Here is a 26,247-nt window from a genome sequence, read left to right on the forward strand (position 1 = left end):
TCGACGCAGTGGAAACCTACAGAATTTCGGTTCCGACGGTGAAGCGCTCCATGACGTCTTCACGCGGAGTCACACCGAAGCCCGGTCCCTGCGGCACGGCGATGTGGCCGTCCTCGATGACAAACGGTTCGGTGATGTCTTCCTTGTAGAAGCGATCGGACGCCGAGATGTCACCAGGTAGCGTGAAGCCGTCCAGCGCGGCGAGAGCTGCGTTGGCAGCGCGGCCGATTCCGGTCTCGAGCATTCCGCCGCACCACACCGCAATACCGTGCGCCGACGCGAGATCGTGGATTCGCTTGGCTTCCAGGTATCCACCGACACGGCTCGGCTTGATGTTGATGACCGAAGCGGCACCGAGCGTGATGGCGTCTGCTGCATCCTTGGCCGACTCGACCGACTCGTCGAGGCAGATCGGAGTCGAGAGGGACTGGGCAAGCTTGGCGTGCTGAACCAAATCGTCCTCGGCCAAAGGCTGTTCGATGAGGAGAAGTGCAAATTCGTCCAGGCGACGCAGCAGCTGCGCGTCGACAAGTGTGTACGCGGCATTCGCGTCGACCTGCAAGGGGACGTCGTAGCCGAACTCCTTGCGCACTGCTGCGACAGGTTCGATGTCCCAGCCCGGCTTGATCTTCAGCTTGATTCGCACGTAACCCTGCGACAGGTAATTGCCGACGGTCTCGAGCAACTGCGGAATGCTGTCCTGGATACCGACGGATACACCGGACGGAACCCGCGTGCGAGTGGCACCGAGGTACCGAGCGAACGACTGTCCACGAGCACGCAATTCAGCATCGAGGATAGCCATTTCGATGGCAGACTTGGACATCTGATGACCCACGATGTGGTGAAGTACGCTGCCAACCGTCTCGGCCGAGAGCGGCTGATCCGACTGCGACTTACGAAGCGTAGGAACGAGATACTCGCGCAGCATCGCTCGCGCGCCGGCGGTGTACTCCGAGTTGTAGTACGGATCGCTGAGCGAGCCGCACTCGCCCCAGCCGACGGTCTCCACCGGACCGTTGGGGCCCTCGGTGGTGCCACTCACCTTCAGGACGAGCGTGTTGCGCTCGAGCTGGGTGCTGAATGACGTGGTGAAAGGGGAGACGAGAGGGATGCGCAGTTCGCGCAATTCGACGGACTCAATGTGCATGGACTTGCTCTTCTCCGGTTGTCTCGCAGATTTTCGTGAACATGTAATAGCCACTGGGGTCGAAGCCGGTGGATTGCCATTCCTTCGAGGCGATCAATGGTTCGAGGTACTCGCGAAGCGCGTGTCGCCAGGCAAAGGCGGAGGCGCGGTCGACGGTTCTCAGATGCTCTATGTCTCTGGGTATTCCGACTGCGATGTCGATGCAGTCGGGTGGGATCGGGAGCATCCGAGGTGTACCGTCCTCGGTGGGTTGGAGCACCTTGAATGTATCATTCACGGCCACAGTCGAACTCGGAGCTCCATCGGCGTCGAGGTCCCAACTGACCAGCATTCGATCGCTGGCGTCGCCGGCATTGATACCGTCTGCCATCGATCCATAGAAATCCGGATTGTATTCGGCCGGTTCGGCACCGAGACGCTGGATGTTGAAGTAGGCATTTCGTGCGACGAGTGGATCGAAGGTCCAACGGATCGTTTGTACGCCGCGTTCGATGCACCAGTCTCGCTGATGATGCTTCAGAGCGCGGCCGATTCCCTTGCCTGCGTGCCCCGGCAGAACTCCGGCGATGTGCGAGTGCAGGACCTGGCCGAGAGGCTCGACGAAGAAACCGACACAACCGCCGATCATCTCGCCTTCGGAGAAGGCTCCCACAACGTAGTGACCACCGTGATGAAGTGCAACCAACATTGCCGTGCCGAAATGAGCCGGTCCGGGACTGGTAGCCCAGATTTCGTCGAAAACGGCAGACAGATCGGCTATTTCGCGGGTGTCGACCAGTTCTCGAAACTCAACCGCTTTGCTTTTCGACACGAGGGCCCCCTTCAGACGTGATCGAACGAATAAGGCCCGCAACCAACGCCGTTCTCGGGGCGATAGCGGACACGAGCGCATGCTCGGTCTCGGCGTGTGCACCGCCGCCGACGCCACCGAGGCCGTCGAGGGTGGGGATGCCGATGCCGGCAGTGAAGTTGCCGTCCGAGGCTCCGCCGACGGCGAGGCCGACGGGAGGAGTCAGATCATGCTCGAGCGCAACACGTTCCGCCAAGGCAAGCAACGGTGCGGACATCACTGCTTCGAGGGGCGGCCGGTTGACGCCACCCGAGACCGTTACTACTGCTTCGGGGTGGATTGCCTGCAGGGCTCGGATGTTCGAATCGACCCGCTCCTGCTCAGCTGCGCTGGTTGCGCGCACGTCCACGTCGACAAATGCTTCTGCCGGAACCGTGTTGGTGGTGGTTCCCGCCGAAATGACGGTCGGCGTGACGGTGGTTGCCTGCGCGGGAGAGGACAAGTCGTTGATCGCGATCACGAGACGAGACAGCTCGACTGCCGAGTTGATGCCCTTTTCCGGTTCCAACCCGGCATGCGCAGCGCGGCCGGCAACATGAATCCGATACAGAGATACTCCCTTGCGGACGGTCTTGAGTTCACCGCCGTCGCCGCCGGCCTCGAGGACGAGCACCGCGCCCGCAGCAAGTTCCTCGATGAGGGACCGTGACGTGGGCGAACCGATTTCCTCGTCACCGGTCACAAGGAGTGTGATCCCGTCGAGTGCATCGTCACCGTGCAACTCTCGAACGATGGCGAGGGCGTGAATCGCTTGAACAACACCAAGTTTCATGTCGAGGCCGCCTGGACCTCGAAGTGCTCCGTCGGTGACGGCTGCGGGCAGGCGCGTCAGGGTGCCGATCGGCCACACGGTGTCGTGGTGACCGAGCAGCATCAGCCGCATCGGTGAGCTGCCGAAACGGGTCACCAGATGGGTTCGGCCTTCTCTCACTATCGACTCCGGTGTAACGCCGAGTCGTTCGTGGACAAGGTCTGACGTCCATTTCGCGCTGCGAGCAACAGCTTCGAGATCGTGAGACGGCGACTCGACTTCGATGAGCGCGATGGTGTCCTCGAGGATCTGAGGAAGTCGGCGCTCGGCCAGATCGCGGAGAACGGTCATCGGTTGTTCACTCGCGGATATGCGCGGCTTCCGACGTGTAACAATTGTGTACTCCCGTTGTCGGAGAAAGTGATCCGGATCCAACTCGATGTTTGAGGGAGTCGGGTCCCGAACACTCCAGGGTGAACTTCGATCAGGTTGAGAGAGACGGACTCCGCCGTTTCGGTGTTGAGCGAAGGATCGATGTGATCGGTGCGGCGGGCGGTCAGGGAACTGCCGGTCCGTTCCAGGACGAAATCGGCGGCAGCATCGCGGTACAGACCGCACAGCGCATCGAGTTCCTCGGGTGAGGACGTGATACGGGTGTGGGGGTCACCAGGCGAGAATGCCGGTGTCACGGCGACGCCGCCGATCGAACCGATCACCTCAGCCAGAAGATCGCCCGAGAGACCGTCCATCGCTCCGCCGTTGGCCATCAGGACTACCGCTATGCCGCAGGACGGGACCACCCGCAAGAACGATTGCTGGCCGAGAGTTCCACCGTTGTGGCCGTGCGCCAGTACCCCGCCCCAATTGTGCAGCAGCCACGTAGTTCCCATGATGTCTGCAGACGACACGTCACTGATCTGGCGGCGTTCCTCGAGCATCGCCCGATGAGTGGAACGCTGAAGCAGTACCGGATCCTCGCGCATCGAATCCTGCGCGAACAGCAGTAGGTCTTCGGCCGTGCTGTTGATGAGACCAGCGGGGCCCATCGAACGGGGGATGAGGAATTGTGGTGTCTGCTCGAGATTGTCGGCGTCGCCGACGTGCCCGACTGCGGCGCGGTGCAGTGCCGTTTCCTCGGGCAGAGTCGTGGTCTTGGTCAGGCCGAGTGGCTCGATGATCCGCTCGCGCAGAACCGCGTCCCAACTCTTACCTCGGAGAACCTCGATGATTCGTCCGGCGATGACGAAGCCGGTGTTGCAGTAGGACCAATCGGTACCGGGAGCGAAGAGTTGCACCGTCGAGGTCAGGGCTGCGACGTATCGCTCGACGCAGTCGTCGCCGCGCCCGCCGTCGAGGAAGACGTCACCGTCGATGCCACTGGTATGAGTCAACAGGTGGCGAGTCGTGACCGTCTCGGTTGCTACCGTGTCGGCAACCGCGAAGTCCGGCAGAATGTTCCGAACAGGTGCATCGAGGTCGAGCAGTCCTTCTTCGACGAGTTGCATGATCAGTGTGGCTGTCCAGACCTTGCTGATCGAACCCATCTGGAACAACGTGTCAGGTGTGGCCGCGACACCGGTGCGGGTGCTGACGACACCGGAAGTGACCACGGCGCGGTCGAATCCGCTGCGGGTTGTGGTCAGGATTCCCAACGAGGCACCGGGTACCCCGTACTTCGTGCTCAGGGTGTCGAGTCGGTACTGCCAGTAGGCGGGGTCGACTGTGATGAGTGTCGGCGTGGGGGAGAGGTGACGCTCGAGCCACTCGACCAGCCTGGTGCTGTAATCCAGTCGGTGGGACGGCCGACCCGTCAACACAAAGTCGTGCGACGCACCCGGATAGACCACCAGTTCGGTCGGGGTACCGGCCAAACGCATTCCACCGAACCACTGTTCGGCTTGATTGACCGGGCATCGCACGTCGCTGCCGCCGTGAAGAATCAGCGTCGGTGTCGTCACCTGGGAGACTCGCCCCAGCGGCGAAAGTTCCTGTACCCGAGATGACTGCGGGTCGAATTCGACTGTCTGCAGCAAAATGCCCTCGTCCGAGGGGCCGGCCGTGTTCGCGATGTCGCAGACAAGGCCACCGGCGACTGCGACCGCAAACCGATCCGTGACCGACGTCAGGGCGCACGTCATGAACCCGCCGTAGCTGTAGCCCGTGAGCACCAGTTGTTTCGGATCAGCAATCCCCTCGGCGACAAGCGTTTCGACTGGTTCGAGCAGGTCAGCGCGATCCGCCTCGCCCCAGCCGTCCCGCACACCGTCGAAGAAGTCGTTTCCGTAGCCGTCACTTCCGCGCGGATTGATCATCAAGACCGTGTATCCCAGCGTGACCAGTTCCGCGTGGTACGCGTGCATCACGGTGGGCGTTCCGGTCCAGGCATTGTGTGGTCCACCGTGGACGTCCAGAACCAGCGGTCCGGCGCCTGTGACGTTCGGGTCGCGCAGGATCCAACCCTGAACACGGGTGCCGTCGCTGATGTCGAACCAACGCTCGGTGGCGACTGGGAACGCGACTGAAGTTGTCAGTTCCGTGTTCAATTCGGTGACGGTTTCGACGGCGCGAGTCTCGAGATCGATGACGGCGACCTCACCGAAGGACGTCGCCGTTGCCAGCGCGACGACGGCCTTCCCGGACGTCAAGGCAAGGCCGGAGACCACGCTCTGTTCTCCGGTGAGAGGTGGTGAGGCGGAGCCTGATCCGAAATCGACCTTGTGCAGTTCGGTGGAGCCGTGGTTGCGGATGCAGAAAACGATGTCACCGTCGGCGGTGAAACTCGGTGTGCCACCGGGATAACCGGTCCCGCCCGGCATGACGTTTCGATCGAGTTCCGCCGTCAGGCTGCGGTCTTCCACCCGCTGGTCTCGGTGCAGGACAAGGAGTTCGTTGTTGTGAATGATCGGCGTGTGCCAACCGACGGCTACGACGGCGTCACCGGCAGGTGTCCACGCAAGCGGTCCGGCGATGCCGCGTGCGTGCCCCAACATCCGCGGAGCCGAGGCGAGATCAGTCAGCGATACGGTCCAGGCGGAACTCGCCCGTGTCAGATCGGCATTGCCGTCCATTGCCGCGGTGAAAGCAAGTTCGGTGCCGTCGGGACTGTACGCGGGATGCGAAGCGTCCCAATCGCCGTCCGTCAGTTGCCGAAGCGAGCCGGCAGCCAGATCGAACTCGAACAGGTGCGCCCGAACGCTGCCCCGGACGCCGTATCCGTCGACCTTGTAGTTGAGGCGTTTCGTCGTCAAGAGACGTGACGAGCCGCCGGCGCTGCGGTCGACCGGAGCGCTGAACGCGATCCGGTCGCCGTCGGGAGAGAACACCGGTGCCCCTGCGCCGAGCGGAAGCTGTTCCGAGGTGGTCATCTGAACGGCGGGCCCGCCGTTGGCATCGACCTTCCACAGTTGGGGTGTGCCCGAGGAATCCGGTCGAACGAAGACCAACAGCGTGGATACGGGGTGCCACGCGGGGGAGGTGTCGGCCGGTCCCGCTGTGAGCTGCAGTTGCGGGGAAGCCAGCCAGATCGAATGCTCGTTAGTGTCCGCGGCCGGATTCGCTTCGGTACGTACGTATGCAATACGTCCCGAGGCGGATACAGCGATGCCGGTCGGTGTGACCACGGACGCGTAGTCCTGGATACCGGCCGAACGACGTTCTTCGGCCCGGGATACCGCAGCAGGGGATTCGAGAGTAGTCGGTGTTGTCATTGGAACATCGGCTCCCCGAATGTCGGGATGGCGGACAACAGCTTGGCCGTGTACGCCTCCTTGGGCGAATCGATCACGTCGAGAACCGGTCCGTGTTCGACGATCTCGCCGCCGAGCATGACTGCGACGTGGTCGCAGACGTAGCGGATCACCGCGAGGTTGTGACTGACGAACAGAACCGTCAGACCCAGCTGCTTCTGCAGATCGACCAAGAGATTCAGGACGGCGCCCTGCACAGACACGTCCAGAGCGGAGGTGATTTCGTCGGCAAGCAGAACTGCCGGTGCGGCTGCCAAAGCCCGCGCGAGGGCAACGCGTTGGCGCTGACCACCAGACAACGACGACGGGTATTCGTGCGCCTTCTCCACCGGCAGTTGGACGGTGGTGAGGAGTCGAGCCACCTCGGCAGCGCGGTCGCCGCGGCTGCGGCGAGCTTTGTCACGACGCTCGGTGGACCGCAGCGCCTCGGCGAGTGACTGGCCGATGGTCATTCTCGGGTCGAGGCACGAGTACGGATCTTGGAAGACCATCTGGATCCGGTGGCGCAGACGAGCCGTCGCGCCGCGGGCGTGAGCGACGTCCACACCGTCGAGAAGGATCTGGCCGGAACTGGGCTCGGCCAGGCCGACAGTTGCTCGCGCCAGTGTCGACTTTCCGGAACCCGATTCACCGACGAGACCGACCACCGATCCGGAGGGGATGTCGAGATTGATGTTCTTGACAGCGTGGAATTTTTTCGAACCGCTACCGAGGTGGACGTTGACGTCACGGAATTCGAGCCTGCTCATCGGATCTCCTCTGCAACAGCCAACAGTTCTTCCAACTCGATGTCGGCGGTGCTCTCCTCGGCGTCGAGGCTCTCCACCTGCCAGGCTTCGTCGACGGTGGCAAGCGGCTTGTCGCGATCGGTGCTCATGGTGGGGACCGCGGCGATCAGCGCGCGGGTGTACGGATGCTTTGCACGACCGGCAGTCAGATCGTCGACTGCGATGTCTTCGACGATTTCGCCGGCAAACATGACCAGGACACGGGTGCACATGCCGGTGATGACGGCCATATCGTGCGAGATGAGAAGGATTGCGGCGCCGGTTTCTTCGCGAACCTCGTGGAGCAGCCCGAGGACCTCACGCTGAACGGTCACGTCGAGCGCAGTGGTGGGTTCGTCCGCGATGATCAGAGCGGGCTTGCCCATCAGACCCATGGCGATCATCGCGCGCTGACGCATACCGCCGGAGAACTCGTGGGGGTACTGCTTCGCACGCCTGGGCGCGTCGGGGATCTTGACGGCGTTCAGTCGCTCGACTGCCGCCTTCTTCGCGTCGGCCTTGCTCATACCTTCGTGGAGCCAACCGATCTCGGCGACCTGGTATCCGACCTTGAGAGACGGATTCATCGACGACATCGGATCCTGGAACACCATCGCCATACGTGTGCCGAGTTGGCGGGCAACCTTGCGCGAAGCCACGTCGTCCGGCCGCTTCCCGTCCTTCATCAGCACAGTGCCGTCGAACTCGATGAGCCCGGCGTCGACCACGGTGGGGTGGTCGGTCAGCTGCGCGATGGCCATGCAACTCAGTGACTTTCCGGAGCCGGATTCACCGACGATGCCCACGGTTTCGCCGCGATGAACTGTAAAACTGATGTTGTCGACGGGGCGACGCCAGTCGTCACCCGCGGGGACCGCGACGGACATGTTGCGAACGGTCAGTACCGCGTCTTCGTCGCTGGGCGTCGAATCCGTCTGAGCTGTGCGTGCATTGATCGGCTTCCACTTCGGCAGACGACTGCTGATCGGGCTGCGAACTCCCGCACCGCGTGCAATGGCCTCGCCGAGCAACGTGAAGGTCAAACCGGCGAGCACGACGGCGATGCCGGGAGCAAGTGCGGTGGCCGGGTTGACGAAGATCTTCGACAGGCCTTCGTTGAGCATCCGGCCCCAGTCGAACGCGGGCGGCTGAATGCCCAAACCGAGGAACGAGAGTCCGGCGAAGACCACAAGGCCGCTGCCGACAGCGATGCTGGCGTTGACGATGAGTGGTTCACGGATGTTGGGGAGAATGTGGCGGAACAACAACCCGGGCTTGGTGACCCCGAGGATGCGTGCCGCGTCGATGAAGTCGCGTCCGTTGACCGAGGAAGCCAGCGCGTACGTCAACCTCGCGAACGGCGAGGCCAGGGCGAGACCGATGGCGATCACCGCGCTGCCAGCACCCTGTCCGAGAACGACCAACAGGAAGATGGCCAGAAGGAGACCGGGGAACGCGATGGCGAAGTTGAGGAATGCCACGACCATTCGTCCGACCCACCGAGGAGCCAGCGTCGGGAGCGTACCGAGGATCAGGCCGAGTGTGACACCGAGCGCGACTGCTCCGAGCGCCATGAGCACCGACAGTCGCGCGGCGGTCATCGTGCGCGCGAAGACGTCACGCCCGCCCGCGTCAGTGCCGAAGATGTGCTCGGAACTCGGTCCCTGAGACAGTGCCTTCGGGTTGGCCGCGACGGCGGCGTCACCCCAGATCATCGGTCCGAAGATGACGAGGGCGATCAGAGCGGTCAGGAACGTGAGGGCGAGGATTCCCAGTGGGGTGCGAAACGTTCCGACGATCCAGTGTCGTCGCGGAGGCGTCTTGGGGGCCGCAGTGGGGGCCGTAGGTGAGGTGCTCAACTCAGTTCTCCCGAATTGTGGATCGTGGGTCGATGAGAGCGAGCACCACGTCGACGATGAAATTGATGAGAAGGACGATGGCGCCGTAGATCACGACCAGCGTCTGGGCGAGCGGGTAGTCCTTCTCGGTGATGGACTTGACCAGCGCCATGCCCATGCCGGGCCAGGCGAAGATGCTCTCGATGAGCACGGTGCCGGCAATCAGACCACCCAGGAGGAGTCCGGCGAGCGTCAGTGTCGACGTCATGAGGTTGGGCATTGCATGACGGAAGTAGATTCGCGCCACAGTCATTCGCTTGGCGCGTGCGGTGCGGATGTAATCCATGTCCAACACGCCGAGCGCCTCTGCACGGACGATGCGCGACATCGAGGCGATGGCACCGATCGACATGGCCGCGACCGGAAGGATGTAGCTTTCCGGTCCACCGCGGCCGGCGACGGGCAGAACAGGGAACGTGACGGCAAAGAGGTAGACCAGCGCCGTACCGAACATGAACTCGGGGATCACGGCGATGGTGCCCGACGTTGCGGTGTAACCGATCTCGACTCCGCGTCGTCGACCGTTGCGGGTCAGTGCAGCGAAGATGAGGCCGATCGGAATGCCCACTAGCAGCACCGTGACGACTGTGAGTACAGCCAGTTCGAGGGTTGCCGGTAGGCGGGACGCGATCACCTCGAAGACCGGAGTCCTCAAGGTGATCGAGTCACCGGGATTCCCGCTCAGCAACCCGCCGACGAATCGGAAGTACTGCTGCCACAAGGGAAGGTCGTAACCGAGCTGAGACCTCGTTGTCTCCACCAGTTCGACCGGTGCGTTCATTCCCAGTGCCAACCGAACCGGGTCTCCCGGAATCAGTTGGAGCATCAGGAACGCCGCAGTCACCAGCGCCCAGAGTGAAATCACGAAGGTGCCGAAACGACGCAGAAGATATGCGGGCCAGCTGTCGGACTCGAGCCACTTTGCTCGAGCCTGAGGCGCCGCTTCTGGTTTCGCGGCTTCAATAGTTTGACTCATGGGCTGTCTTTCCGGAGGGCGGGATGCTGGGGCGGGAAGATATTTCAGAGTGGGCGGACGGCCTACTGGTACAGGCGCAGTGCAGAACCGTTGAGCGACTTGCCGAATGAGAGTCCGGCCTTGTTGAAGTACACGTTCATGACTGAGTCTGCGAAGGGCACGGCCGCGATCGTCTTGGTGAGCTCCGACTCGGCGTCGGCCCAAGCGTCACAAGCGTCGCTACCGGTCAGACCGGAAGCCTTGGTGGCTGCTGCTTCGTAGGCGGGGTTGCTGACCGATCCGAAGTTCTTGCCTGCTGCGGGAACCGGCCCGGCAAAGTACGCAGTGAAGGTGCTGGGCAGCGAGGAGTTGACCTGGACCCAGGCGATGTCCCAGGCAGAGTTGTCCTTGCCGCTCAGAATGACGTCGATGATCTTGTTCGAGTCGCCCCCGGTCACCTCGACGTTTGCGCCGAGTTCGGACCACGCCGACTGAGCAAGTTCGGCTGCTGCGTTGCGCGGATCGTCGGTGCCGTCGTATACGAGACGGAGATTGAGCGGCTTTCCGTCCTTGCTTCGCTTGCCGTCGGAGCCGGCCGTCCAACCAGCGGCGTCGAGTGTTGCTTTTGCGGCAGTGAGGTCGAAGTCCGGAATGTTGCCTGCGACAGAGTCGTAAACGCAGGCGCGCGGTTCGACGGCGACGAGGCTGGTTGCCCGGACCCCGTGTCCGGCGGTGATGACCTGAGTGAGGTCGTCGAGATCGACCGCTTGGATCAGGGCCTTGCGGACTGCGGGATCGCTGGTGGGATTGCTGGCGATCTGGTTGAAGTACATCTGGCCCGCGGGCACCGGACGGCCAACCGAGTCCAGATTGGCTGCCGCGACGCGGTCCTTGTCCGGCCCGGCGATCGGAGCTGCATTGAGTTCACCCGAGAGAAGCTGATTTGCGGCGGTGCTCACGTTCGGTGCCATGGCGGCGATGACCGTCTTGGGGACGCCGGGGGTATCGGAAGCGGTGCCGTCGGGGCCCCAGTTGTAGCCATCACGTCGCTGGAACGTGTAGTGGTCGTTGGCGGCGACTTCGGTGACTTCGAACATGCCGGTGCCGAGCGACTTCTTGTTCGATGCTGTCGGATCTTTCAGCCCGGCCTCGCACAGGATCGGCAGTCGACCGACGTTGAGAAGCAGGAACGGGCTCGGCGCCGCAGTGGTGACCGTGACGGTGCGCGCTGCCGGATCGGCGGTTGCGGTGGCACCGGTCGGTACAGAGGACCCGCGCAACTGTGAACCGTTGTCCGGATTGGCCACGAAGTTGATGTTGTCCGCGACGGTCTGGGAAGTCAGCGTGGATCCGTCGGTACAGGTCACCCCGTCACGGATGGTGAAGGACGCAGAGGTCGGGGTCTCCTCCCACTTCTCCGCCAACCACGGTCCGACTTCGCTGGTATCGGGATCCTGGTAGATCAGGTAGTCGTAGGCCAAACGAGACAACTCGGCGGTTGCCTGAGAGGCCGACATGATCGGGTTGAGTGCACCTGGATCGGCCTGCAGGGCGAAACGGAAGGTCCCGTCGGTGGCCGGTTCACCGCCACCGGCGCCCGAGGACGTGCCTCCCGAGCCACAAGCGGACAACACGAGAGCGAGCCCAGCGGCTGCTGCAAGTGTTGGATAGGAGCGGTGTTTCATGGTGCCTCCGGGATGGAGCTGGTGCCCGAGCGAAGTTCGAGAGGGCGCGGTTGAGTGTTGACTGCTAAATCTTGGCGCATGACGTGACGCGCATCTCTGTCGATCCTCACGAAAATCGGGTCGATTTTCGTCCGCTCCCACGAAAACCGCCAGGATCAGTGAATACCTGTCCGTATCCCGACAGCGACCGACGAAACACGACGATTTCCCCGGTCGCTACGGGCGGTCTACTGGTACAGGCGCAGGGCCGAACCGGTGAAATTACGGCCGAATGCAAGACCCGCATTGTTGAAGTAGAGAGTCGTGATCTTGTCGGCAAAAGGTACCGCTGAGTTTGCTTTGATGATCTCCGATTCGGCGTCTGCCCAAGCGGCACAAGCATCCTCGCCGGTCAGTCCCGAAGCCTTGGCGACGGCGGCGTCGTAGGCAGGGTTGGAGATCGACGAGAAATTGAGTCCCGCAGCGGGCACCGGACCGGAGAGGAAGGGTACGAGCATGCTGGGCAGCGCGACGTTGATCGGCTCCCACGCAACATCCCACGCGGTGTTGTCCTTGCCGCTGAGTGCTACATCGAGGATCTTGTTCGAGTCTCCGCTGGTGAGTTCGACAGTTGCGCCCAGATTGTTCCACGCGTTGAGTGCGACGTCGGCGGCAGCATCGGTCGAGTCACCGAAAGTTTCGTAGACCATCCGAAGTCGGAGCGGTGTGCCGTCCTTGCTGCGCTTACCGTCGGCACCGATTTTCCAGCCCGCTGATTCGAGAGTTGCTGCGGCTGCGCTGGTATCGAAGGCCGGCAGGTTTCCGGCGACCGAGTCGTAGATGCAGGCCCTCGGTTCGATGGACACCATCGTGGTAGACCGGGTTCCGCGGCCGGCGGTGAAGATCTCGGCGAGGTCGTCGAGATTGAGCGCCTGGACAAGGGCTTTGCGCACGGCCGGATCGCTGGTCGGATTACCCGGGCTGTGATTGAAGAACATCTCGCCCGCCGGAGCTGGCTGCTTGACCGTGTTCAGGTTCGCGGCATTCAACCGGTCCTGATCGGCGCCGGAGACGGCGGCGGCATTCAGATCACCGGACAACAGCTGATTCGCAGACGTACTCGTATTGGCCACGATGGACGCGACGACATTCTTGGGCACTCCGGCAGTGTCGGAGGTGGTGTCGTCAGGTCCCCAGTTGTATCCGTCGCGCCGGACGTACGAGTAGTGATCGTTTGCCACGGCCTCCGTCATTTGGAACATGCCCGATCCGATGGTCGTCTTGTTTGCCGCCGTCGGATCCTTCAACCCCGCCTCGCACATGATCGGAATCCGCGCCAGATTGAGGAGCAGGAAGGGAGAGGGCTCCGGAGTTGTAACCGTCACTGTCCGTGTTGCCAGGTCGGCGGTGGCGCTCGCCGTTGCCGGTGCGTACACCCCGCGGAGAGCGGATTTGTTTGCGGCGTTGGTGATGAAGTTGACGTTGTCTGCGACAGTCTGTGCCGTCAGGGCGGATCCGTCCGTACAGGTGACGCCATCGCGAATGGTGAACGACGCGGAAGTAGTTGTCTCTTCCCATTTTTCGGCCAACCACGGCTTGGTGACGCCGGTATCGGGATCTGGGTTGAGCAGATAGTCGTAGCTCAGACGTGCCAGTGAGTGTGCCGGTGAAGCGGCAGTCATCAGCGGATTCAGAGCGCCGGGGTCGGCCACGAGTGCAAATTTGAAGGTGCCGTCGGTGAGGGGCTCACTACCGCCCGAACCCGACGATCCGCCCGACGAGCACGCGGTCAGAGCTAGAACGGTGCCGGTTGCTGCAGCCAGTAGTGCGTAGGACCGTTGTTTCATGGTGCCTCCGGAAGATGAAGTCCCGACCCGAGCGACGCGTGATCTCTCGAGTGGGGAGCAAAAGACGATTGCATGAATCTTCACCCAACGAAAGAAGGAGAGCATCGTCCGAATCTACGAAGGTTCCGTGAGATTTGGTAGATCGCTACGACGTCGCCGGATAGAAGAGACGAATCTGAAGCATCAGGCTGAATCGGGTCTCGGGGTCGTCGAGATCGATGCCGGCGATTCCGGCGAGCTTCTTGAGGCGGTACCGGAACGTGTTGACGTGGATGTGAACCAAGGAGGCAGCCGCCGGAATGTCGCCGAACGTGTCGAGCCAGGCGCGGAGAGTGTCGACGAGGTTGATGTCGTGCGTGCGGTCGTATTCACCTAGCACGGCGAGTGGACCCGACGCGGTCTCGTTCTCGTCCGCCAGGGCGTCGGATAGGCGCAGAAGAAGGGAATTGATCTGCACGTCGTCTGCGCGCGCGACGGTCCGGCCCGAGGAATTCCACGTCGATCTCAGAACGCGAAGCGCTCGGTCGGCTTCGTCGCGTGACTTCTCCAGCGTCATCACGTCGGCCACCGTTGCGCCGATTCCGATGACCACCGACTTCTCCGAACGGGAACGGTCTGCGAACTCCGACGCGATCCGGCGCACGTAGTCGTCGTCGGTCTGGTGCCGCGTGTGGGGGATGACGGCGTAGACGGTACCGCCGATCGCTGCCGCCACCGACAGCGGAAATACCTGGTGGAGATAGGTATTGAGTGTCAGGGCCAGTTGATCGACGTCGGCTTCGGCCTCCAACGACGCGCCGGCGCCGCCACGGAAGCCGGCCGCCAGCACGGTTGCCTTCGAACGACCGTAGCCCAGTCGCTCGGCCGCTTCCTTGGCCGAAGTGCCGCCACTGAGTAGTGTGATCACCTCACCCAGCCTCAGCCGTCGTGCCGAATCCGCGGCCAGTTTGGCGCGAAGCAAACTCATGGCGGCCACGCCCGCAGCCTCGACGAGCGTTTTGACCTGCAATTCGTTCGGCTCCTCGTCCAGGATCACCCAGATCGAACCGAGGATTTGAGATGCCGCATGTATTCGCATGCCGACTCGGGGCCTGATGCCCGGCCCGATTCCCGGTAGAAAGACCGGAAGGGCCGAGCCGTAGATCTTGTTGAAGTACCCCATGGACCTGAGGCGGTCGGAATAGTGCTGCGGCACTTGATGTCCGAGGACACTCTGTTTGCGTGCCTCGTCGCCGAAAGCTTGATCCGCCGAGAACGCGAGGATCCGGCTCGACTGGTTCTCGATGGTGACGGGGCCGTTCATCACCTGAGCGATCGAGTTGGCGAGATCGAACAGGTCGGCATCGGCGGCCGTCGTGCGGTCCCCGTTGTTGCCGGATTCGAGGATCTCGTTGATCAACGACGCGCTTTGCAGCCAGCTCGCATCCTTGACCATTCCGAGGAGTGCGACGTCGGTGTCGGCTACCGCCTTCTCGACGAGTCCGTCGAAGTCCAGGGGTTCCTTGACGATCAGTGCTACCGCGCCCGCCGAGCCGTATTCTCTTACCGCCGTTGCGATATCGGCCGAGCCGGCGAGACCTGCACCGAGCACGACGGCGCCCGCACTGTCCTGCGTAGCTTCGGACCCTTCATGCAGGGTCACGCGGCTGACAGTGCGGGCGCCGTCGACGGTGTCGCCACCGCTGAGGAACGTCATTCCCAGTCTGTCGACGATGTCGACGATCGATACTCCCGTGGGTGTGGTCACCACCACACCTTAGGGGGAGCATGGTCGATCAGTTGGCTGGTTGCCCTGCTCAGTTGGTCGGCTGCTCCGCTACAGCCTTCTCGACGAACCGGCGGGTCTGATCGAATGCCGCGGGTACCTGAACGGAATTCGTCATGTCACTGATCTCGGCCCACCGCTCGGCAACGACCTCGGGCGAGAGTGCGCTTTCGGGGATGTACACGCCCTGCGACTCTTCCATGCGAGCGATCGCGAAGACGCCGGCGCCGGCGCTGAGGATGGTCTTGGTTGGCGCATCGTCGGAGACCATGAACAGTGCGCCGGGTGAAATCGATTCGGGTGCAAGCAGAGCGAGAGTCTTCTCGTCGAGGAGGTCTTCGGTCATACGGGTTGCGGCGGTCGGAGCCAGCGAGTTGACCCGGATGCCCTTGCGTTCACCCTCGATGGACAGAACGTTCATCAGGCCGACGACGCCGGACTTGGCGGCGCCGTAGTTCGCCTGGCCGAAGTTGCCGTAAATTCCCGATGCAGACGTAGTCATGAGGATGCGTCCGTAGTTCTGTTCGACCATGTGCGGCCAGACCGCCTTGGAACAGATGACGGAACCCATCAGATGCACGTCGATGACTTTGCGGAAGTCGTCGAGCTCGGCCTTGATGAACGACTTGTCGCGCAGGATTCCGGCGTTGTTGATGAGGATGTCCACGCGGCCCCACTTGTCCACGGCCGTCGCAACCATGGCCGCAACGGCGTCGGCATCGGTGATGTCGCAGTGGTCCGCGATGGCCTCGCCGCCCAGCTCGACGATTTCTGCCACGACCTTGGCTGCTGCGGTATCGGCGCCGCCACTGCCGTTGACCGAGCCACCCATGTCATTGACGACGACGCGGGCACCGCGTGCCGCGAGGGCCAATGCGTGTGAACGGCCGAGTCCGCCGCCTGCGCCCGTGATGATCGCTACCTTGCCGGAAAAATCCAACGACATTGGAAAACCTCTCTGATCTGGGATACTACTCAGTATTACTATGCGACAACGTGGAAACAGTCAAGGGCTGGCAGGCAGTGTGAATGGGAGTGGAAGTCGAATGAGTAGTGATTTTCCGGACGTGCGATCCGCGATCATCACCAGCGCCGCCGACGCCTTCGCCGAAGACGGTTACGCGGCCACGACTGTAGATTTACTGGCCGATCGGATCGGTGCCACCAAAGGTCTTGTCTACTATCACTTTCGCTCGAAGTTCGACATTTACCTGGCAATCTACGAGCGCGGGATGAGCATGCTCCGCGCCGAGGTCGAGGCTCGGATGGACGTCGCAGACAGCGGCCTCGCGCGTCTCGAAGCGATGTCGCACGCCCACCTGGTCAATCTCATGACACATCTCGGGTATCACCACACGATCCACCAGGGGGTCCGGGGCCAGATGAACTCGGCGCTCAAACCGAGGCAACAGCAAGTCCTGGTGGAACTGAATTCTCTGCGGCTCGACTACGAGAATCTGTTCGTCGACGTGATGACCGAAGGTGTCGCGGATGGTTCCATTCGTGCGGGTTCACCTCGAATGGCGGCAAAAGTACTCCTCAGCAGTCTCAACGGCATCGACCTCTGGTACCGAAGGCGTGAAGGGCAGACGTTGGCGGAGACGGAGTCGTTGGCGGACCAGATCGTCGAACTCTTGGTCGGCGGATTGCGCGCCGCGAGCTGACTGAAAGCTGCATTCACCGTGCGGGTTTCCTTCGGCCGTTTCGGGCGGTCCTGCGGCTTGGCGTTCGGTTTGTCGTGCGGTTTGTCGAGCCCTGGCAGTCGGGGTAGCATGTTGGCGTCGTGCGCAGACTTGCGCAGGAATTCAGGGAGAGGAGGTGTGGCTGTAATGCGTGGCCAACCTCCGAGTACCAACTGAAGCTGTAGCCGCCCGGTTTGATCCGGTATTTTGCTGCAGCTTCATCGTGTGTTCATCGGCTTCGGCTTTGCTGTGAAGCAAGCGTCGTCGTTCACTCTTCCCTTGAAAGCTGTTCAGCATGCGCGAATTTCGTCGTTCACGGTCGGTACTGCCACGTCGTTCTGCGGGTCTCGGTGACTCGCATCCCGGACACTCGCGTGCCGCGCGCACCGTCGTCAAGGCCGCCCCGCCCGAGGCAGTAGCGCCCGTCGAATCGACCGTCGTCAACAGTGGCGTGTACCGCGACGGCGAGCGGATAGCGTCACCGTCCACGCTGGCGGAAGCGCTGTCCTGCCTTCCGGATTCGCAGTCGATGGCGTGGATCGGCATGTACCGCCCCGACGACGCTCAGTTGTATGCCGCTGCACAACATTTCGACCTCCATGAACTGGCGGTCGAGGATGCGATTGTCGCGCACCAACGCCCCAAGCTCGAGCGCTACGGCAAGACGCTGTTCGTGGTCCTGCGGGCAGCGCGGTACCGCGACGAGACCGAGCGGGTCGAATTCGGTGAACTGCACATCTTCTGTGGTCCGAACTTCATTCTGACGGTCCGGCACAGTGAATCGCCGGATCTGTCGGCGGTGCGAACTCGTATGGAGAACGATCCCGACCTCTTGCGATTGGGTACCGAGGCCGTTCTCTACGCCATTCTCGACGCGGTCGTCGACGGGTACGCCCCGGTGGTGGCCGGTCTGCAGAACGACATCGACGAGATCGAAACCGAAGTGTTCAGTGGCGATCCCGGAGTATCGCGTCGCATCTACGAACTGACCCGTGAGGTGATCGAATTCCAGCGGGCGACTCGTCCGCTGCTGGGGATGCTGCGTGGGTTGTCGGCAGGATTCGACAAGTACCACACGGACGAAGAACTCCAGCGATACCTCCGCGACGTCACAGACCATGCGACGACGGTGGTGGAGCGGGCCGACGGATTTCGTCAGTTGCTCGGAAACATCCTCACGGTGAACGCAACTCTGGTGTCGCAGAACCAGAACGAGGAGATGCGCAATCTGACGCAGGCAAGCTACGCGCAGAACGAGGAGATCAAGAAGGTCTCGGCGTGGGCGGCAATTCTCTTCGCGCCGACGCTCATCGGAACCGTGTACGGGATGAACTTCGACGACATGCCGGAACTGCACTGGCACTTGGGCTATCCGTTTGCACTCTCGATGATGTTCCTGACGTGTGGAAGTCTCTACACGATCTTCAAACGTCGTGGCTGGCTGTAGAAAAACTCGTTGCAGAAAGCGCTGTGCGCCTTGCCAAACGAGATCGGTTGGCAAGGCGCACAGGTGTTTTTCGGGAGGGCGCTCGAATCAGAGCGTGGCGACGCAGACCGTGAACTTACGTTCCGGGTGCTCGAATCCCGAGTCTGCCCCCGAACCGCATTCGTCGATCGACGTGGAGTTCTGCAGAATTTCGACGACCTCGACGACATTGGTGCCGCTGGTATCCGAGCATTCGATGCGGGCAGGCTCGTCCATTCCGCTGCCGAGATCCATGCATCCGCCCACTACCCAGTCGACGTCGAGACAGACAGCGCCCTGCTCGTCACCCGCGAGAGTCTCGTAGTAGTACGAGTCGACATCGGAGGCACACAGATCAGAGGTGGGAACCTTGGCGACCACCTTGTAGTTGGAATCCTTGCTACCGCAGTCCGCGTTGTCGATTTCCGCGGCCGTCGTGGTACCGCCGAGCTTGACGCAATCACCGATCGACACGTCGATGTCGACGTCGCCGCCGTCGTCCGAGCCCTCCTGGCCGGTGATCTTCGAGGTGGTCGGGGCCGCTGAGGTAGTTGTCGAATCGGCAACCGAGGACGAAGATTCCGCAATGGCTTTCGGCTCGATGTCGGAACCGCAACCGACGGTGAAGGCGGCGATTGCAGAAGTTGCGATCACCGCAGTGCAAAGTCGCCGGACGATTCCGGACATAGGGACCCCTTTGTTGATTCTTGGATAATTCTGATGGTTCGTAGATTGTTCGGGACCTATTCCAATACATCGGTAGTCGAATTGCCAACCGGACTGTCAGTATGGGTAGGTGGACCTACCCCTGATGCCGCCGCTTGCCCCGATGCTCGCGAAGGCCGCGGCCACCGTGCCGTCTCAGCCCGAGTCCGGTGATCCGACGTGGTCGTACGAGCCGAAATGGGACGGATTTCGAGCAATCATCTTTCGCGACGGTGACGAAGTGGTGCTCGGGTCGCGGGGAGGAAAAGACTTGGCGCGGTATTTTCCCGAAGCAGTTGAAGCTGTCAAAGCTGAATTGCCCGAGAAATGCGTCGTGGACGGCGAACTGGTGGTTCCCCGTGAAATCGACGGTGTGACGCGCCTGAGTTGGGAAGCATTGTCCGAACGTATTCATCCCGCCGCGAGCCGCGTTGCATTGTTGTCGGAACAAACGCCCGCACAGTTTGTCGGGTTCGATTTACTTGCGCTCGGGGATAGAGACGTCTCGATCGAGGATTTCGGTGTGCGGCGTGCGCTGCTCCTCGATTCCGTCGGCGGCGGACCGAGTTGCCACGTGACAGCAGCGACGGCGGACAGCGCCGAAGCAATGGCCTGGTTCGAAACCTTCGAAGGCGCGGGCCTCGACGGGGTTGTCGCCAAGAAGCTGGCGGGGCCGTACCTGCCGAACAAGCGCGAGATGATCAAGGTGAAACACGCCAGGACCGCGGATGTCGTACTGCTGGGCTACCGTCCCCACAAGAGTCAGCCAGGTATCGGGTCGATGCTTCTGGGTCTGTTCGACGGTTCGGAATTGAAGATGGTCGGTGGCGCTTCGGCTTTCACCGCGGCGCGGAGAATCGAGTTGCTGGCAGAGCTCGAGCCTCTGCGGCTCGGGGACGACGTTGTGGCCGAAGGCGAGGCCAGTCGGTGGAGATCTGCTGCAGACCGCTCGTGGATTCCGCTTCGTCCGGAGCGGGTGCTGGAAGTGGCATACGACCAGATGGAAGGGGAACGCTTTCGGCACGCTGCACGATTCCTGCGCTGGCGTCCGGACAGGGTGCCCGACGAATGCACATTCGATCAGTTGGAGGTTCCGGTGCGATACGACTTCGCGGATGTACTTGCAGGTGGTAAGTGATGGCGAGTCCGGCAGAGGAATTGGACGTCGACGGGATCGCGGTCCGGTTGTCGAGCCCGGACAAGATCTACTATCCGCAGCTGGGTGAGGACGGCGGAACCAAGCGACATCTTGTCGAGTACTACCGCACGGTGGCGCTGCAGGGTGCAGCGCTGCGAGCACTCCAAGATCGCCCCACACATCTTCAGCGGTTCCCCGACGGCATCGAGGGCGAAGAGGTCTACCAGAAGCGTCTGCCGGCAAAGCGGCCAGAGCACGTCGAATCCTGCGAGGTCACGTTCCCGTCGGGTCGCAAGGCCGATGTCCTTCGAGTGCGCAGTGCCGCGAACATCGTGTGGGCTGCAAATCTCGGGACCGTCACGTTTCATCCGTGGGCCGTGCGGTGCCCGGACACCGATCACCCGGACGAACTCCGCATCGATCTCGATCCGCAACCGGGGACCGGATTCGACGAGGCCGTTGCCATCGCGGATGAAGTTCTTCGCCCACTGCTCGACGAGCTGGGATTGGAGGGATTCCCCAAGACGTCCGGTGGCCGAGGCCTTCACGTCTACATCCCGCTCGAAGCGCGCTGGGATTTCGTCGAGGTCCGTCACGCGGGTATCGCCCTCGCTCGTGAGGTCGAGCGTCGCAGTGCCGATCGAGCCACCACGGCGTGGTGGAAGGAAGAGCGCGGGGAGCGAATCTTCATCGACTTCAATCAGAATGCCCGCGACCGGACCATCGCGGCGGCGTACTCCGCCCGTAAGACACCGATCGCGACAGTGTCGACCCCGGTGACGTGGAACGAACTGCGCGACGTGCATCCCGACGACTGCACCATCGCCACGGTTCCCGGCCTGCTCGCAGACCGCGGAGATCCCATGGAAGCGATGCACGACAAGGCCTTTGCCCTCGACGTTCTGCTGGACATGTGGGAGAAGGATCTTGCGGCAGGGTTGGGCGATCTGCCGTACCCGCCGAACTATCCCAAAATGCCCGGTGAACCCAAACGTGTTCAACCGAGCAAGGACCGCGATCGGAAGAACAAAGACGGGTAGCGTCAGAGGCGGACATATCGGGTAATTCGATTAGACGTCGAATGTACGGTCACGTCGAATGCACGTCACGTCGAATGCACTGTGGGGGTTGGATATGGATCGCCGGAAAACGCGAGCAGTAGGTATAGCGGCGGGCGGCATGATTCTTGCCGCCTTCGGATTGTCACTCGGTAGCGGAACGGCCTCAGCTGCGACGTTGGATTGTTCGGCGCGCGGCCAAGATCAGACGATCGTCGAGGGGGCGTCTGCGTGCCGAGCGGTGGCAGATCCCTCCAGCTACGCGATTTCACACGTGGAGGGCGACGGCGTCGGCGTCGCGGATTCGCGAGACGGTGGCCGGTCGGCGGGCGTGGGACTCTTCGGCGGAGTCGCGGCGGCGGAGTCGCGCGGTGGTCTACTTGCCGCCGTTGCGTACGGTCCGGGTTCGCTGGCACTCGGCCGCACCGACTCCTCGCCTTTTGCCGTGGTGCTCAGCGGGCCCGGCGGCAGAGCGGCGGTGGGTGACGCGGACGTCGGGGCGATCTGCTCGGGCGGCCCCACCCTTGTTTTCAACATCGCCACAGGTCAGGGATGTTTCAGTGACGGCACTTCGACGTGGGTCACCCCGTGAGGGCACCCCGGCCCTGAGCCTCGTGCGTGACAGTGGTCACAATGGTGTCAAGCTCCTGTCACCGATCGGGTGACCGGGCAACTTGATCAGTGGGGATCGGAGGACGCGATGACTCCCAATGCACGACGGGGTTCGCTCGCCCGGGTGGAGGTGCCTTCGCGCACCGAGCTGTACGTGGACCGGCGATTCCTTCCTTTGGCAGACCGCTTCTTCGCGATGTACCGCCAACCACAACAAGGTGGCGGCGCGCTCGTCGTGTACCTGGGCGGCGAGAAAGTGCTCGATATCTGGGCCGGCAATGCCGATCGCGATCGGCGCTGGGACCACGACACGGTGTCGCTGTCGTTCTCGACCGGCAAAGGCGTCGCCAGCACTGTCGTCCATCGGCTCGCCGAACGAGGACTCATCGACTACGACGCTCCGGTTGCTCAGTACTGGCCCGAATTCGCGGCGGCAGGCAAGGACAAGATCACCGTCCGCGAACTGATGTCGCATCGGGCGGGCCTTCATCGAGTGCGCGGCCTCATGCCGCATCCACTCGACCTCATGGACTACGACGCGGTCGTGGCTGCCTTGGCCGCCGAGAAGCCTGATCCGCGTCGGCTCCGAGGCCCTGGCTATCACGCTGTGACCTATGGCTGGTTGGTGGCCGAACTTGTCGCCCGGGTGTCCGGTCAGTCGTTCATCGACGTAGTGCAGGCCGAAATTGCGAAGCCTCTCGGAGTCGACGAATTCTGGTATCGCGTACCCGAAACCGAGCGTCCACGTATCGCGAAGCTGTTCCCACATATCAATCCTGCGGGCCTGAACTGGGCCTTCGCTTCGACCGTGCTCTCACACGTCGGTCCGACTCGCGGACTTGCGGAGGCCGCGATGCCGGACGGTTTCGACGTCATGGTGCGCAACCCCGCTGTCCACGACGCCGTGATGCCGGGCTGGAACGGAGTGTTCAGCGCACGTGCTCTCGCGAAGATGTACGGCGCCATCGCGAACGGCGGCGTGATCGACGGGAAGCGGTTCCTGAAGGAATCGACCATCGACCAGATGTCGACGATTCAGACTCGCGATCGTGACTACGTCCTTGCGGTGCGGCCCAACTGGACTCTCGGTTACCACCCGCCGATCATCGCCGCGCGTCGGCAGCCGCGTAATGCGATCGGCCACTACGGAGTCGGCGGTTCGGGCGCGTACGCGGACCTGTCCAGCGGGCTCTCACTCGGTTTCACCACCAACAGGTTGGGTAGTGCTGTGACAGCTCTCGGTGATCTTCGCCTTGCGAGGCTCGGTGCCGAGGCGCAGGAGTTGGTTCGTCGAATCTGACACGAAGGGAATGCCATGAGCAGCAACGTGTACCGGGTGACCGAGATCGTCGGCTCGTCCACCGAGAGCAGTGACGCGGCAATTCGCACCGCCATCGCCCGGGCGAACGAGACGGTCCGCAACCTCGAATGGTTCGAAGTGGTGGAAACCCGCGGGCACATCGAGAACGGCGCCGTAGCGCACTTCCAGGTCACGTTGAAGGTCGGCTTCCGACTCGACGGCGACGAATCTTGAGCCGTCCTTGTTGAGCGTTGACCTCACGGCGGCCGTCGGGTTCATGGCAGGACACGCCAGGACGCTCGATCGGCATCGACTGAATCTGATTCTCGGACAGGGTGACCGGACTGCGGCATTGGCGGCTGTGGACAGCTATCGCAACCCGGACGGTGGGTACGGCTGGGGACTCGAACCTGATCTCCGCTCGGCAACCAGCCAACCTGGCGGAGCGCTGCATGCCTTCGAAGCTTTTGCCGACATCGGAACGCCGACGCGCAGAGCCGTCGAACTGTGCGATTGGTTGCAGGCGAATTCGCTGGCCGGCGGCGGTTTGCCGTTCGCCTTCCCGATCGCCGACCCGGCCGGTTGTGCGCCCTTCTGGGTGAGCGCGGATCCGACTGCGCCGTCGTTGCAGATCACCAGCATCGTGTGTGCTGCAGCGGCCAGCGTCGCAGAATTCGACGAGGCTGTCGCCGAACATCCGTGGTTCGTCTCTGCCGTTCGATATTGCCTCGACTCGATCGACGGGGCGGAGTCTCTGCATGCCCTCGAGTTGGCCTTTGCGTTGCAGTTTCTCGACGCGGTTCACCGGAGCAACCCCGAAGCGTCGTCATTGGTGACCGCTCTTGGTTCGCGGATACCAGCTGACGGCTTGGTTCGCGTGGACGGCGGAGCGGAGGGCGAATTCATGCGGCCACTCGATTTCTCACCGCTTCCAGGTGGTCCGACCCGCACGTTGTTCGATGCATCGGTGATCGAGTCCGAAGTGTCCGCGCTCGCTGCGCGACAACGTGATGACGGCGGATGGGCGGTGGATTTCGACAGCTACTCGCCCGCCGCTGCACTGGAATGGCGAGGTCACGCCACCGTGCAGGCGGTGTGGCTGCTGAAGCGCAATGGCGTGATCTGAAAACGATTCTCGCGCCAAATTGGAACACGTTATAGTCTGGGAACCAGTTCGAGCTTCGTGTTTCAGGGATAGGGGAATGTCATGGCGTATGTGATCACGCAGCCGTGCTGCAACGACGCCTCGTGTGTTGACGTGTGTCCGGTCAATTGCATTCATCCGACACCGGACGAAGCTCCGTTCGCGACCACCGAAATGCTCTACATCGACCCGGACACCTGCATCGATTGTGGTGCCTGCGTGGACGAATGCCCTGTTGAGGCAATTTTTCCGGACAACGAACTCGACGAGGACGACGCGCCGTATCTGCAGATGAACGCGTCGTACTTCGAGAAGCATCCGATGGGCCCGGATTGGCCCGAGCCGATCACGATGGCCAAGATCGATCCCGAACTGGGAACGCTGAAAGTGGCGATCGTCGGATCCGGCCCGGCCGCCTGCTACGCGGCGATGGAATTGACCGGCAAGCCTCGCGTTGAGGTCGACATGTTCGATCGACTTCCCACTCCCTACGGATTGGTGCGTGCCGGTGTGGCTCCGGATCATCCCGGAACTAAAGGCGTCACCGACCAGTTCCGTGCCGTGGTCGCGAAGAAGACCGTGCGCTGCCACTTCAACGTCGAGGTGGGCGCGCACATCTCGCACTCCGAACTCTTGGACCATCACCATGCGGTGATCTACGCGGTGGGTGCGGCGGGGGACCGCAAGCTCGAGATCCCGGGTGAGGATCTGCCGGGAAGTCACGCAGCCACGGAGTTCGTCGCCTGGTACAACGGCCACCCTGGATATGCCGACCGAACTTTCGACCTCTCCGGAGAGCGAGCGGTGATCGTCGGAAACGGCAACGTCGCACTCGACGTCGCGCGAATCCTGGTGACCGACCCCGACAAGCTTGCGAAAACGGACCTCGCCGAGCATGCATTGGAAGCGCTGCGCAACAGCAAGATTCGTGAGGTCGTCATTCTCGGACGTCGCGGGCCGGCACAGGCCGCGTACACCAACCCCGAACTGTTGGCACTCGGACAGATGGCGGACGTGGACGTGTTGGTCGACCCGATCGAGTCCGAACTCGACGAGGCCAGTCAGGCATTCGTGGACAGTGATGCTGCCGAGCCGTCCGTGTTGTTCAAGGTCAAGCAGGCGCAAGAATTTGCTTCACGTACTGCCGATCCGTCTCGCAAGAGGATTGTTCTGCGGTTCCTCACCTCTCCCGTCGAGATCCTCGGTGACGACGCGGTCTCTCAGGTGCGCATCGTGAAAAACGAGCTGGTTGCAACGCCGACCGGTCAGCTCTCCGCCCGACCCACCGAAACCGAGGAGACGATCGACACTTCGCTGGTGCTTCGATCCGTGGGATACCGCGGTACGCCGATGACCGACTTGCCCTTCGACGACGCTCGCGGCGTGATCCCCAACGAGAACGGCCGAGTGATCGACACCGAGACCGGCACACCGATCCCGGGTGTCTACGTCGCGGGTTGGATCAAGCGTGGACCGACGGGCGTGATCGGCACCAATAAGTACTGCTCCGCGGAGACCGTTTCGATGATCTTCGACGACTTCGCAGGTGGACGCCTTGCCGCTCCCACCGAGGATGCCGACAAGTTGCAGGTTCTGCTGGCAGACAGGTCGCCGGATCAGGTGGACTATCAGGGTTGGCAGCGTATCGACAAGGCAGAACGCGCATCCGGTGCCGCGGCCGGACGCCCGCGAACCAAACTCATCTCCATCGAATCCATGTTGGCCGCTGCCCGCAGCGAGGGATAGCAAC

General features: G+C 62.4%; 21 protein-coding genes. 9 read left to right on the forward strand and 12 right to left on the reverse strand.

Features of this window, described 5'->3' with window-relative positions:
• Positions 1 to 16: 16 nt before the first annotated feature.
• The 11 genes from menC to ACFQ6Y_RS04250 form a co-directional block, all read right to left on the reverse strand.
• On the reverse strand, positions 17 to 1,150 hold the full coding sequence (menC, locus tag ACFQ6Y_RS04200; RefSeq protein ID WP_378446709.1) for an o-succinylbenzoate synthase: 1,134 nt from the start codon (positions 1,148 to 1,150) through the stop codon (positions 17 to 19).
• Positions 1,140 to 1,961 (reverse strand): GNAT family N-acetyltransferase, encoded by an 822-nt coding sequence (locus tag ACFQ6Y_RS04205; protein WP_378629357.1) that lies wholly within the window; start codon positions 1,959 to 1,961, stop codon positions 1,140 to 1,142. The genes menC and ACFQ6Y_RS04205 overlap by 11 nt, the downstream gene beginning before the upstream one ends.
• Entirely contained in the window at positions 1,939 to 3,102 is a 1,164-nt protein-coding gene (locus ACFQ6Y_RS04210) for a M20/M25/M40 family metallo-hydrolase (RefSeq protein WP_378629361.1), read from the reverse strand. The genes ACFQ6Y_RS04205 and ACFQ6Y_RS04210 overlap by 23 nt, the downstream gene beginning before the upstream one ends.
• Positions 3,099 to 6,458 (reverse strand): serine hydrolase, encoded by a 3,360-nt coding sequence (locus tag ACFQ6Y_RS04215; RefSeq protein WP_378629365.1) that lies wholly within the window; start codon positions 6,456 to 6,458, stop codon positions 3,099 to 3,101. Before ACFQ6Y_RS04215 ends, ACFQ6Y_RS04210 begins: the two co-directional genes overlap by 4 nt.
• Positions 6,455 to 7,246, reverse strand: coding sequence for an ABC transporter ATP-binding protein (locus ACFQ6Y_RS04220; protein ID WP_378629368.1), 792 nt, complete (start codon positions 7,244 to 7,246; stop codon positions 6,455 to 6,457). The genes ACFQ6Y_RS04215 and ACFQ6Y_RS04220 overlap by 4 nt, the downstream gene beginning before the upstream one ends.
• Complete coding sequence (locus ACFQ6Y_RS04225; RefSeq protein ID WP_378629373.1) at positions 7,243 to 9,123, reverse strand: dipeptide/oligopeptide/nickel ABC transporter permease/ATP-binding protein; 1,881 nt, start codon at positions 9,121 to 9,123, stop codon at positions 7,243 to 7,245. The genes ACFQ6Y_RS04220 and ACFQ6Y_RS04225 overlap by 4 nt, the downstream gene beginning before the upstream one ends.
• A 1-nt stretch (position 9,124) precedes the next feature.
• Complete coding sequence (locus tag ACFQ6Y_RS04230) at positions 9,125 to 10,138, reverse strand: ABC transporter permease (RefSeq protein WP_378531722.1); 1,014 nt, start codon at positions 10,136 to 10,138, stop codon at positions 9,125 to 9,127.
• A 62-nt stretch (positions 10,139 to 10,200) separates the two neighbouring features.
• On the reverse strand, positions 10,201 to 11,802 hold the full coding sequence (locus tag ACFQ6Y_RS04235) for an ABC transporter substrate-binding protein (RefSeq protein ID WP_378531724.1): 1,602 nt from the start codon (positions 11,800 to 11,802) through the stop codon (positions 10,201 to 10,203).
• Between the two features lie 227 nt (positions 11,803 to 12,029).
• A complete protein-coding gene (locus tag ACFQ6Y_RS04240; RefSeq protein WP_378531726.1) occupies positions 12,030 to 13,628 on the reverse strand; it encodes an ABC transporter substrate-binding protein in 1,599 nt (532 codons plus the stop codon).
• A gap of 145 nt (positions 13,629 to 13,773) precedes the next feature.
• Positions 13,774 to 15,375 (reverse strand): PucR family transcriptional regulator, encoded by a 1,602-nt coding sequence (locus tag ACFQ6Y_RS04245; RefSeq protein ID WP_378531728.1) that lies wholly within the window; start codon positions 15,373 to 15,375, stop codon positions 13,774 to 13,776.
• A 49-nt stretch (positions 15,376 to 15,424) separates the two neighbouring features.
• Positions 15,425 to 16,339 (reverse strand): SDR family NAD(P)-dependent oxidoreductase, encoded by a 915-nt coding sequence (locus ACFQ6Y_RS04250; RefSeq protein ID WP_378531730.1) that lies wholly within the window; start codon positions 16,337 to 16,339, stop codon positions 15,425 to 15,427.
• 100 nt (positions 16,340 to 16,439) lie between these two features.
• On the opposite strand from ACFQ6Y_RS04250, the gene ACFQ6Y_RS04255 reads away from it, so the two are divergent.
• Positions 16,440 to 17,057 (forward strand): TetR/AcrR family transcriptional regulator, encoded by a 618-nt coding sequence (locus ACFQ6Y_RS04255; RefSeq protein WP_378531732.1) that lies wholly within the window; start codon positions 16,440 to 16,442, stop codon positions 17,055 to 17,057.
• 313 nt (positions 17,058 to 17,370) lie between these two features.
• On the forward strand, positions 17,371 to 18,522 hold the full coding sequence (locus ACFQ6Y_RS04260) for a magnesium and cobalt transport protein CorA (RefSeq protein WP_007731382.1): 1,152 nt from the start codon (positions 17,371 to 17,373) through the stop codon (positions 18,520 to 18,522).
• An 87-nt stretch (positions 18,523 to 18,609) separates the two neighbouring features.
• Here the strand turns inward: ACFQ6Y_RS04260 and ACFQ6Y_RS04265 are convergent, their stop codons facing one another.
• Positions 18,610 to 19,227, reverse strand: a complete 618-nt coding sequence (locus tag ACFQ6Y_RS04265; protein ID WP_007731384.1) for a hypothetical protein — start codon at positions 19,225 to 19,227, stop codon at positions 18,610 to 18,612.
• A gap of 109 nt (positions 19,228 to 19,336) precedes the next feature.
• On the opposite strand from ACFQ6Y_RS04265, the gene ACFQ6Y_RS04270 reads away from it, so the two are divergent.
• The 7 genes from ACFQ6Y_RS04270 (at position 19,337) to ACFQ6Y_RS04300 (ending at position 26,243) form a co-directional block, all read left to right on the forward strand.
• Positions 19,337 to 20,383, forward strand: coding sequence for an ATP-dependent DNA ligase (locus tag ACFQ6Y_RS04270; RefSeq protein ID WP_378629377.1), 1,047 nt, complete (start codon positions 19,337 to 19,339; stop codon positions 20,381 to 20,383).
• Complete coding sequence (gene ligD / locus ACFQ6Y_RS04275; protein WP_378629382.1) at positions 20,383 to 21,423, forward strand: non-homologous end-joining DNA ligase; 1,041 nt, start codon at positions 20,383 to 20,385, stop codon at positions 21,421 to 21,423. The genes ACFQ6Y_RS04270 and ligD overlap by 1 nt, the downstream gene beginning before the upstream one ends.
• A gap of 58 nt (positions 21,424 to 21,481) precedes the next feature.
• On the forward strand, positions 21,482 to 22,033 hold the full coding sequence (locus tag ACFQ6Y_RS04280) for a DUF6764 family protein (protein ID WP_378629386.1): 552 nt from the start codon (positions 21,482 to 21,484) through the stop codon (positions 22,031 to 22,033).
• Between the two features lie 108 nt (positions 22,034 to 22,141).
• Positions 22,142 to 23,353, forward strand: coding sequence for a serine hydrolase domain-containing protein (locus tag ACFQ6Y_RS04285; RefSeq protein WP_378446696.1), 1,212 nt, complete (start codon positions 22,142 to 22,144; stop codon positions 23,351 to 23,353).
• A gap of 15 nt (positions 23,354 to 23,368) precedes the next feature.
• Positions 23,369 to 23,587, forward strand: coding sequence for a dodecin (locus ACFQ6Y_RS04290; RefSeq protein WP_003939815.1), 219 nt, complete (start codon positions 23,369 to 23,371; stop codon positions 23,585 to 23,587).
• Between the two features lie 10 nt (positions 23,588 to 23,597).
• The gene (locus tag ACFQ6Y_RS04295; protein WP_378629389.1) at positions 23,598 to 24,479 is read left to right on the forward strand and encodes a hypothetical protein; all 882 of its coding nucleotides are present in this window, start codon (positions 23,598 to 23,600) and stop codon (positions 24,477 to 24,479) included.
• 81 nt (positions 24,480 to 24,560) lie between these two features.
• Positions 24,561 to 26,243, forward strand: a complete 1,683-nt coding sequence (locus tag ACFQ6Y_RS04300) for an FAD-dependent oxidoreductase (RefSeq protein WP_378629393.1) — start codon at positions 24,561 to 24,563, stop codon at positions 26,241 to 26,243.
• The last annotated feature ends 4 nt before the right edge of the window (positions 26,244 to 26,247 follow it).

The organism is Rhodococcus sp. NPDC056516 (assembly GCF_042794655.1).
Classification (GTDB): domain Bacteria; phylum Actinomycetota; class Actinomycetes; order Mycobacteriales; family Mycobacteriaceae; genus Rhodococcus_F.